This is a genomic window from Streptomyces sp. CNB091, assembly GCF_000377965.1.
Map to the genome: position 1 here is coordinate 1 of NZ_KB899032.1, position 11,574 is coordinate 11,574.

The window sequence follows — 11,574 nt, forward strand, 5'->3', positions numbered from 1 at the left end:
TTGTGGGCGGTGATGGTGTCGCTGGCGGAGGTGTGGCGGTCGTTCGGTGTCGCCGTGGACGGCGTGGTGGGTCATTCGCAGGGTGAGGTGGCCGCCGCTTGCGTGGCGGGTGGGTTGAGCCTCGACGACGGGGCCCGTGTGGTGGCGTTGCGTTCCCGTGCGGTGGGGGTGTTGGCGGGGCGGGGTGGCATGGCGTCGGTGCCGTTGCCGGTGGACGTGGTCCGGGAGCGCATAGCTGCGTGGGCGGGGCGGTTGTCGGTGGCTGCGGTCAACGGCCCCTCGTCGACGGTGGTTTCCGGTGATGCGGACGCCGTCGCGGAGCTGGTGGAGGGGCTTGTCGCTGAAGGGGTGCGGGCGCGGTTGATCGAGGTGGATTACGCGTCGCACTCCTCCCATGTGGAGGAGATCCGCGAGCAGTTGCTCTCCGACCTGGCCGGGATCACCCCGCGCTCGGGTGCGGTGCCGTTCTTCTCGACGGTGACAAATGGCTGGCTGGACACGAAGGGCTTGGACGCGGAGTACTGGTACCGGAATCTGCGCGAGACCGTTGAGTTCGAGCAGGCGACGAGAACGCTGCTGGCCGATGGTTTCCGGTTCTTCATCGAGGCGGGCCCACACCCCGTGCTGGGCGTTGCGGTGGGGGAGGCGGCGGAGGCAGCGGGCGTGGATGCCGCGGTGCTCGGGACCCTGCGGCGTGGGAAGGGCGGCCAGGAGCAGGTGTTGCGTGCGGTGGGCCGTGCCTGGGAGTGCGGACTGGACGTGAACTGGTCCGGGGTGTTCCCGGGGGCGCGGCGGGTCGAGTTGCCGACGTACGCCTTCCAGCGCAGCCGCTACTGGCTCGACGTTCCGACCACTAGTTGGGATGTCGCCTCGGCGGGGCTCGCCACGACCGGACACCCGCTGCTCGGTGCGGCGACGCAGGTCGCGGACTCCGGCGAGCTGCTGCTCAGCGGCCGGATCTCGCTGGACACCCACCCCTGGCTCGCCGACCACGCGGTATCGGGCGTCGTCCTCTTCCCCGGCACGGCCTTTCTCGAACTCGCGCTGCGCGCCGGGGCCGAGGCGGAGTGCCCGGTGGTCGAGGAACTGACCCTCGGATCGGCACTCGCGCTCCCGGCCGAGGGCGCCGTCCACCTCCAGCTCCGGGTCGCCGCGCCCGACGGCGACGGCCGACGGCGGCTCAGCGTGTTCGCCCGCATGGCACGGGACGCCGACGCGCCCTGGACCGAGCACGCCACCGGGACGTTGGCGCCCCGGCCCGCTGGGGACCCGGCCGGTCTGCTGAGCTGGCCGCCGTCCGGTGCCGAACCCGTGGACACCGGCGACCTCTACGAGCGCTTCGCGGAGGTCGGCCACCGCTACGGCCCCGCCTTCCGCGGCATCCGTGCCGCATGGCTCCGGGGCGGCGAGGTGTTCGCGGAAGTGGTGCTGCCGGAGCCGCAGCACGCCGACGCCGCGGGATGCGTGCTGCACCCCGCGCTGCTGGACGCGGCCCTCCAGACCGCCGCACTGCTGCCCGACCGGGACGGCCGGGCCCGGCTGCCCTTCAGCTGGAACGGGGTGACCGGCGGGATCACCGGGGCCACCACACTGCGCGTACGGCTCGCCGCCGACGCGCCGGACTCCGTGACCCTGCACGCCCACGACCTGTCGGGCCGTCAGGTGCTCGGGGTGGAGTCTCTGCTGCTGCGGCCTCCGGCCGAGGGCGGGCCGCTCTCCGCGTCCGCCCACGCCGACCTGCTGTACCGCCTCGACTGGATCCCGGCCACCGGCCCGGCCGACAGTGCCCCGCCCTCCTGGGGCGCCCTCGGCGGTGCCGTCCCCGGCGCGGTGTCGTGGCAGGACCTCGACGCCCTGGGGGCCGCCCTCGGAGCGGGCGCCACCCTCCCCGAGGTGATCGTGGCGGCCGTCGCCACCACCGACCTGCCCGACGCCGCCGACCGGGTCCGCCTCACCGCGCACCGGGGCCTCGCCCTCGTACAGGAATGGCTGGCCGACGAGCGGTTCGCCGGGGCCAAGCTGGTCCTGCTCACCAGGGACGCGGTCCGCACCGGACCGGTCGACCGGCCCGTCGATCCCGCCCAGGCCGCCCTGTGGGGCCTGGTGCGCAGCGCGCGGGCCGAGCACCCCGGGCGCTTCGTCCTCGTCGACGCGGCCGGGACCGCCGAGCCGGCGGACCTGCTGCCGGCGGCGCTCGCCGCCGGGGAACCCGAGCTGGCCCTGCGGACCGGCCCGCCCCTGCTGCCCCGGCTGGTGCGCGACGGACGGGCGGACGGCACGCTGTCCCTGCCGGACTGCGCCGCCTGGCGGCTCATCACCGACGGCCGGGGCTCCCCGGAGGACATCACGGCGGAGCCCGCCCCCGAGGCCCTCGCCCCGCTGGGCAAGGGCGAGGTACGGATCGCGGTGCGCGCCGCCGGGCTGAACTTCCACGACGTCATCGCCGCGCTCGGCCTGGACCCCGACCCCGAACAACAGGGCCTGGGCAGCGAGGGCGCCGGGACCGTCGTCGAGGTGGGCCCGGGGGTGGACGACCTGGTGCCCGGGGACCGGGTGATGGGGATCTTCACGGGCGCGTTCGGCCCGACCACCGTCGCCGACCGCCGTACCGTCGCCCGGATACCGGCGGGCTGGTCCTTCGCCCGCGCGGCGTCCGTGCCGGTGGTGTTCCTCACCGCCTACTACGGCCTGTTCGACCTCGGAGGGCTGCGGCGCGGGGAATCGGTACTGGTCCACGCCGGGGCGGGCGGTGTCGGCATGGCGGCGGTGCAGCTCGCCCGGAACGCCGGGGCACGAGTGTTCGCGACGGCCTCGCCCGCCAAGTGGGACGTCCTGCGGGCCGGTGGACTGGACGACGCGAACATCGCCTCGACCCGGACCACCGACTTCGCGGAGAAGTTCCTGACGGCCACCGAAGGGCGCGGCGTCGATCTCGTACTCGACAGTCTGGCAAGGGAGTTCGTCGACGCCGGTCTGCGGCTGCTGCCGAACGGCGGCCGGTTCGTGGAGATGGGCAAGACCGACGTCCGCGACCCTGAGGCGGTCGCCCGGCAGTACCCCGGGGTGCGCTACCGGGCGTTCGACCTGGTGGAGGCCGGTCCGGAGCGGATCGGTGAGATGCTCACCGACGTCCTGCGCCTGTTCGAGCAGGGAGCGCTGCGTCCCCTGCCCGTCACCGGCTGGGACGTCCGGCAGGCCCCGGCCGCCCTGCGCTCGCTCAGCAGGGCCCGGGGCGTCGGCAAGAACGTCCTGCTGCTGCCCACTCCGCCGGACCCCGAAGGGACCGTCCTGATCACCGGGGCCACCGGCACCCTGGGGCGGCTCCTGGGGCGGCACCTGGTCGTCGCACACGGCATCCGGCACCTGCTGCTGGCGGGCCGCCGGGGCTGCTCCGCCGACGGAATGCAGGAGCTGGTAGGAGAGTTGACCGGGCTCGGGGCGTCGGTGACCGTCGCCGCCTGCGACGCCGCCGACCGCGCCGCGCTCGCCGCCCTGCTCGGGTCGGTGGACGCCGCGCATCCGCTGACCGCCGTCGTCCACGCGGCCGGTGTCCTGGACGACGCCACGGTCACCGGGCTGACCCCGGATCGGCTCGACCGCGTCCTGCGGCCCAAGGCGGACGCGGCGCTGGCCCTGCACGAACTCACCCGGGACCTCGACCTCGCGGCGCTGGTCCTGTTCTCCTCGGGCGCCGCCCAGTTCGGCGCGGCCGGGCAGGCGAACTACGCCGCCGCCAACGCGGTCCTCGACGCCCTCGCCGCCGAACGCCGGGCCGAGGGACTGCCCGGACTGTCCATCGGCTGGGGCCTGTGGGAGGAGCGCAGCGGGATGACCGTCGGGGTGAACGAGGGCCGGGGCACCGGGGCGGGCGCGCTGACCTCGACGGAGGGCCTCGCCCTGTTCGACGCGGCGCTGGACTCCCCGTACGCGTACCGGCTCGCGGCCAGGATCGCCCCATCCGCGCTGCGGGCGGACGACCGGCTGCCCGCCGTGCTCCGCGGCCTGGCCCGCCCCGCCCGCACCGGCACCGCCTCCGCCGCCGAACCAGCCCGCTCGATGGCCCGGCAGCTCGCGGAGCTGCCCGAGGCCGAGCTGCACCGGACCCTGCTCGACCTGGTGCGGGGCACCGCCGCGGCGGTGCTCGGCCACAGCTCGGCCGACCTGGTCCGTCCGGCCCGCCCGTTCAAGGACATCGGCTTCGACTCCCTCACCGGGGTCGAACTGCGCAACCGGCTGGCCTCCTCGACCGGGCTGCGGCTGCCGCCAGCGCTCGTCTTCGACCACCCCACCCCGGAGGAACTGGCCCGCCACCTCGCCGGACGGGCCACCGCCGCCCGCCCGACCGGCGACGCGGCGGTCCGGGCCGGGCTCGACACTCTGGAGACCCTGCTCGACGCCCTGCCGCCGGACGGTGTCAGCGACGAACTCGCCGCCCGGATACGGGAGGTGCTGGCCCGCCCGCTGCCCGGCGGGCCGCCGGCCGCCACCGCCCGCCCCACGGACGACGCGGACGAGCTGGCCCCCGAGCTGATCGAGGCGGCCACCGACGACGAGATGTTCGACTACATCGACCGGCAGTTGGGGTCGGCATGACGGGGACACCGGTCCGCGCGCCTCACCCCGTCCGCGTACTCCACGCCGTGTGCGTACGCGCCGTTCGCGCACCCCGCGCACCGGGAAACGAGACCCGAGCAGCCCGAGACGAAAGCAGCGGTGTCCAGTGAGCGACCAGAGGATGCGCGACTACCTCAACCGGGTGACCATCGACCTGCGGGACACGCGGCAGCGGCTCCGGGAAGCCGAGGCCCGTACGAGCGAGCCCATCGCGATCGTGTCCATGGCCTGCCGCTTCCCCGGCGGTGTCCGCACCCCGGAAGACCTGTGGGACCTGCTCGCCGAAGGCCGCGACACGGTCGCGGCCGTCCCCGGCGACCGGGGCTGGGAGACCGTCTGGCCGTCCGGCGGCACGGTCCCCGGGCAGGGGGCGTTCCTGGACGGTGCGGCCGACTTCGACCCGGAGTTCTTCGGCATCTCGCCCCGTGAGGCGGTCGCCATGGACCCGCAGCAGCGGCTGCTGCTGATGGCGTCCTGGGAGGCCGTCGAGCAGGCCGGCATCGACCCGCTCACCCTGCGGGGCAGCCGTACCGGGGTGTACGCCGCGGCCATCGACCAGGGGTACGCGACGCTCGGCCCCGGTGCTGCCGAGGCCGTCCAGGGGTTCCTGATGACGGGGAACTCGATGAGCGTGATGTCCGGGCGGGTGTCCTACGCGCTCGGCCTCGAGGGCCCCGCCGTCACCGTGGACACCGCCTGTTCGGCCTCGCTGGTGGCGCTGCACCTCGCGGCGCGGGCCCTGCGGGCCGGTGAGTGCTCGCTCGCGCTCGCCGGTGGTGTCAGCGTGATGGCGCTCCCGGCGGTGTTTGTCGAGTTCAGCAGGCAGGGCGCGATGTCCCCCGACGGCCGCTGCAAGCCGTTCGCGGCGGCGGCGGACGGCACCGGCTGGGGCGAGGGTGTGGGGATGCTGCTGCTGGAGCGGCTGTCGGACGCGCGCCGCAACGGCCGTACGGTGCTGGCCGTGCTGCGCGGCTCGGCCATCAACCAGGACGGCGCGAGCAACGGTCTGACCGCCCCCAACGGTCCGTCGCAGCAGCGGGTGATCCGGGCGGCGCTGGCGGACGCGGGCGTGACCGCGTCCGACGTGGACGCGGTGGAGGCACACGGCACCGGTACCACGCTGGGCGACCCGATCGAGGCCGATGCGCTGCTGGCCACGTACGGTCAGGACCGGCCCGCCGACCGGCCGTTGTGGCTGGGTTCGCTGAAGTCCAACATCGGGCACACCCAGGCCGCCGCCGGGGTCGCCGGGGTCATCAAGACGGTCCTCGCCCTGCGGAACGGTGTCCTGCCGCGCACCCTGCACGTGGACGCGCCCACTCCGCACGCCGACTGGTCCTCGGGCGCTGTCGAACTCCTCACCGAGGCCCGTGACTGGCCCGCCGCCGACCGGCCGCGCCGGGCCGGGGTGTCCTCGTTCGGCATGAGCGGCACCAACGCGCACGTCGTCCTCGAACAGGTACCGGAACCGGAACTGGCCGAACAGGCGTCGGAACCGGCCGACGGAGCGGAAAAGGTGACCGACGGGCCGGAAGCGCAGACCGACGGACCGTTGGCCGAGCAGGCGGACGTGCCCGGGGCCGAGTTGCCCTGGGTGCTGTCCGGCCGCACCGCCTCCGCGCTCGGGGACCAGGCGGCGCGGTTGCGCGCCCGGCTCACCACGGGCGCGCCCGCACAGCCGGCCGATATCGGGTTCTCGCTGGCGACCACCCGGTCCGCCTTCGAACACCGGGCCGTGGTGATCGGCGGCGGGCACCACGCCCTGCTGAACGGGCTCGCCGCCCTGTCCGCACCTGCCCCGGACCTCCCCACTGCCCCGGGCACGGACCTCCCCGACGCCCCCGCCCCGCCTGCGGACGTAGTCACGGCCCCCGCCGACGTCGTCATGGGCACCGGCCGGGTCGTCGAGGGCCGGACGGCGCTGGTGTTTCCCGGCCAGGGCTCCCAGTGGACCGGTATGGCCCGGGACCTGCTCGCCACCAGCCCCGCCTTTCGGGACCGTCTCGCCGCTTGCGACGCAGCCCTCTCCGCCCATGTCGACTGGCGGCTCCCCGCCGTCCTGGAGGGTGTGCCCGGGGCGCCCGACCTGGAACGGGTGGACGTGGTGCAGCCGGTGCTGTGGGCGGTGATGGTGTCCCTGGCCGCGCACTGGGAGTCCTGGGGCGTCCGGCCCGACGCCGTGGTCGGGCACAGCCAGGGAGAGATCGCCGCCGCCGTGGTGGCGGGAGCGCTGAGTCTGGAGGACGGGGCGAAGGTCGTCGCCCTGCGCAGCCGGGCCATCCGGGCGCTGGCCGGGCTCGGCGGCATGGTCGCGGTGTCCCTGCCCGAGGAGGAGGTCCGGGCCGCGATCGCCCCCTGGGCCGAGAAGCTGTCGGTGGCCGCCGTCAACGGGCCCGCCGCCGTGGTGGTCTCGGGGGAGCCGGGAGCCCTCGCCGAACTGCTCGCCCACTGCGCCGCGCAGGGCGTACGGGCCCGGTCCATACCCGTGGACTACGCCTCGCACTCGGCCCAGGTCGAACGGATCAGGTCCGAGGTGCTGAACGCGCTGGCCGGAGTACGCCCGCTCCCGGCCCGTACACCACTGTTCTCCACCGTCACCGGCGACCGGCTCGACACCACGGTCATGGACGCCGACTACTGGTACCGCAACCTCCGCGGGACCGTCCGCTTCGACGCGGCCGTACGCTCCCTGGTCGAGCAGGGCCACGAGGTCTTCGTCGAGGTGTCGCCGCACCCGGTGCTGACCATGGCCCTCCAGGACACCGCCGAGGCCACCGGCGCCGCGGAGCCGCCCGTGGTCGTCGGCACCCTGCGCCGCGACGACGGCGGACTGCGCCGGGCCCTGACCTCGGCCGCCGAGCTGTGGGTGGCGGGCGCGGCCGTCGACTGGTCCGCGGCGTACGCCGGTACCGGCGCCCGCCCGACCGCCCTGCCCGGATACCCCTTCCAACTGCGGCGCTACTGGCTGGAGCCGGAGACGGCGCCCGGCACCGGACCGGCCGCCGACCCGCACGACACGGCCTTCTGGCACATGGTCGACCACGAGGCACCGGCCGAGATCGCCGCCCGCCTCGCCGTCGACGAGGACGCCCTCGCCCCCGTACTGCCCGCCCTGCGCGGCTGGCACGCACAGCGCCGCGACGAGAGCGTCATCGACTCCTGGCGCTACCGCATCGGCTGGCAGCCCCTGCCCGACCCGCCGGCCGCCACCACCGCCGCCGGGACCTGGCTCGTCGTCCTGCCCGCCGGACACGACGACGCACGGTTACGCGGCCCGCTGCTCGCCCTCACCGAAGCGGGCGCCACCGTCGTCACGGCGGAACTCACGGCCGACGCCGTTCACCGCACGGACCTCGCGGACACGCTCGCCACCGCCCTCGGCGGCCACGTCCCGACGGGTGTGCTGTCGCTGCTGGCCGCCGCCGACCGGCCCCACCCCGACCACCCGGCCCTGCCCACCGGGACGGCACTCACCGTCGCCCTGGTACAGGCCCTGGGCGACTTGGGCCTCACTGCGCCTCTCTGGTGCGCCACGACCGGGGCTGTGTCCACAGGCCCGGACGACCCGGTCACCCGCCCCCGCCAGGCACTGGTCTGGGGCACCGGACTGGTGGCCGCACTGGAACTGTCCGCCCGTTGGGGCGGACTCATCGACCTGCCACCGGAGCTGGACGCCCGCGCCAGGACCCGGCTCGCCGCCGTACTGACGGCCTCCGTCCCCGGCACGGGCGGACCCGGCACGGGCAGTGCCGGCACGAGCGGCGGCCCCGGCCGCGAGGACCAGCTCGCTCTGCGCCCCACCGGCATCCTCGCCCGCCGCCTCCGGCGCGCCCCCCGGAGCGGCACCCCCACCAGCCGCTGGAAGCCCCGTGGCACCGTACTGCTGACCGGCGGCACCGGAGCCATCGGCCCGCACCTCGCCCGCTGGCTCGCCCGCAGCGGCGCCACCCACCTCGTCCTGCCCGGCCGCCGCGGCCCCCAGGCACCCGGCGCGGCCGAACTCGCCGCCGAACTGGCCGCCCTCGGCGTACGACTGACCCTGCCCGTCTGTGATCTGTCGAACCGTCAGGCGCTGGCGGAGCTGCTCACCGGGCTGGAGACGGCGGGCGACCCGGTCACCGCGGTCGTCCACGCGGCCGCCTTCGTGGCGCTCGCCCCGCTGGACGGCACACCGATGTCCGCGTTCGAACAGATCGTTGCCGCCAAGGCCGCCGGAGCCGAACACCTCGACGCCCTGCTCGACCGCGAACTCGACGCCTTCGTCCTGTTCTCCTCGATCGCCGGAGTCTGGGGCAGCGGCAACCACGGCGCCTACGCCGCCGCCAACGCCTACCTCGACGCCCTGGCCCAGCACCGCCGGGCCCGCGGCCTCACCGCCACCACCGTCGACTGGGGCATCTGGCAGGCCGAGAACCCCTGGCAGGACCGCGTCGCCGGAGCGGACGCCGATCTGTTCAACCTGGAGCAGCACGGCCTGCCCCGGATCGCCCCCGACCTCGCCTTCCACGCCCTGCGCCAGGCGCTCGACGACGACGAGACCGTTCTCACCGTCGCGGACGTGGACTGGGAGCGGTTCGCCGCCGTCTTCACCTCCACCCGCCCCAGCCCGCTGCTCACCGGCATCCCCGAGGCTCGCCGCGCCCTGGAGGCCGCGGCCGGAGACGCGGAGGCACCCGCCGCCGCGCTGCTGCGCCAACGGCTCGCCGCCCTCGCCGAATCCGAACAGCACCGGCTGCTGCTCGACCTGGTCCGCACCCATGCCGCAGCTGTCCTCGGCCATGCCACGGTGGACGCGATCCGGCCCGGCAGAGCCTTCCAGGACCTGGGCTTCGCCTCCCTCACCGCCGTCGAACTCCGCAACCGGCTCAACGCGGCCACCGGACTGCGGCTGCCGTCCACCCTGATCTTCGACCACCCGTCGTCCACCGCGCTCGCCCAGGAGATCCGTACCGAACTGCTCGGCCGCCAGGCCACCGACCCGGCCCCCTCCGACCCGCGCCTCTCCGACCCGGCCCGCTCGGTCACGGACCCCGCCGCGCATCCGCCCGCGCCCGACGACGAACCGATCGCGATCGTCTCCATGGCCTGTCGCTTCCCCGGCGGCATCGGCACCCCCGAAGAGCTCTGGCGCCTGCTCGTCGACGGCGGCGACGCCGTCTCCGACCTCCCCACCGACCGGGGCTGGGACATCGAGGCCCTCTACGACCCCGATCCCGACCACCCCGGCACGTCGACGACCCGGCGGGGCGGCTTCCTCCACGACGCGGCCGACTTCGACGCGGAGTTCTTCGGTATATCGCCGCGCGAGGCCCTGGCCATGGACCCGCAGCAGCGGCTGCTCCTGGAGACCACCTGGGAGGCCATCGAGCGCGCGGCCATCGACCCGGCCGCCCTGCGCGGCAGCCGCACCGGAGTGTTCACCGGCGTCAACTACGCCGACTACGCGGCCGTCGTCGCCCAGTCGGAGGAAGGGGACGGCCACCTCCTCACCGGCAGCGCACCCAGCGTCGTATCCGGCCGGGTCGCCTACACCCTGGGCCTCGAAGGCCCCGCGGTGACCATCGACACGGCCTGCTCCTCCTCCCTCGTCGCCCTGCACCTCGCGGGCCGGGCGCTGCGCGGCGGGGACTGCTCGCTCGCGCTGGTCGGCGGCGTCGCCGTGATGGCGACCCCCGGCGCCCTCATCAGCTTCTCCCGTCAGCGAGGACTGGCCGAGGACGGCCGCTGCAAGGCGTTCTCGGACGACGCGGATGGCATGGGCATGGGCGAGGGTGCCGGCGTCCTGCTGCTGGAACGGCTGTCGGACGCCCGCCGCAACGGACACCCGGTCCTGGCGGTGGTACGCGGCTCCGCCGTCAACCAGGACGGCGCCAGCAACGGCCTCTCCGCCCCCAACGGCCCGTCCCAACAGCGGGTGATCCGGGCGGCGTTGGCGGACGCGGGGCTGACGGCGTCCGAGGTGGACGTGGTGGAGGCCCACGGTACCGGCACCACCCTGGGCGACCCTATCGAGGCGCAGGCACTGCTGGCCACGTACGGCCAGGACCGGCCCGCCAACCGGCCCCTGCTGGTCGGCTCCCTCAAGTCCAACCTCGGCCACGCCCAGGCGGCGTCGGGGGTGGCAGGGATAATCAAGACGGTGCTGTCCATGCGGCACGGACAGGTGCCCCGCACCCTGCACGTCGGCAGGCCCTCCGGCCACGTCGACTGGACACGCGGAGCCCTGGCCCTCGCGACCGAGCAGCAGCCCTGGCCGCTCCACCAAGGCCGTCCCTTACTGGCCGGGGTGTCCTCCTTCGGCCTGAGCGGCACCAACGTCCACACCATCCTCGAACACGCCCCCCTGGACGACGACGGCCCGCCTGCCGAGCGCGCCCCCCTGCCGGCGGTTCCCTGGCTGCTGTCGGCGAAGAGCCCGCAGGCACTGCGCTCCCAGGTCGACCGTTTACGCCGCCACTTGGACGGCAGCCCCGTACCCGACCCGCGCGACATCGGGTCCGCCTTGAACGCACGCACCGCCTTCGAGTACCGGAAGGCGCTGATCGGAGACCGGGACCAACTTCCCACCCTGCTCGCCCAGATGGCTGACGACGAATCGGGAGCGTGGGACGGCGGACGTACGGTCGAGGGTCGTTCGGTGCTGGTTTTCCCTGGTCAGGGGTCGCAGTGGGTGGGGATGGCTGCGGAGTTGTTGGGGGAGTCAGAGGTTTTCGCGGGGCGGATGGGTGAGTGTGAGCGGGCTCTGGGGCCTTATGTGGATTGGTCGTTGGCGGAGGCGTTGGGTTCGGAGCGGTTGTTGGCGCGGGTTGATGTGGTGCAGCCGGTGTTGTGGGCGGTGATGGTGTCGCTGGCGGAGGTGTGGCGGTCGTTCGGTGTCGCCGTGGACGGCGTGGTGGGTCATTCGCAGGGTGAGGTGGCCGCTGCCTGCGTGGCGGGTGGGTTGAGCCTCGACGACGGGGC

The 11,574-nt window shown here is 74.7% G+C and carries 2 protein-coding genes; both read left to right on the top strand.

Features of this window, described 5'->3' with window-relative positions; translation table 11 throughout:
• Window positions 1-4,593: SDR family NAD(P)-dependent oxidoreductase (locus D581_RS01000000138375; protein ID WP_032753707.1), on the top strand; the 4,593-nt coding region annotated here is incomplete at its 5' end.
• A 142-nt stretch (window positions 4,594-4,735) separates the two neighbouring features.
• The coding region (locus D581_RS0136440) for a type I polyketide synthase (RefSeq protein ID WP_018962025.1) at window positions 4,736-11,574 on the top strand (6,839 nt) is incomplete at its 3' end.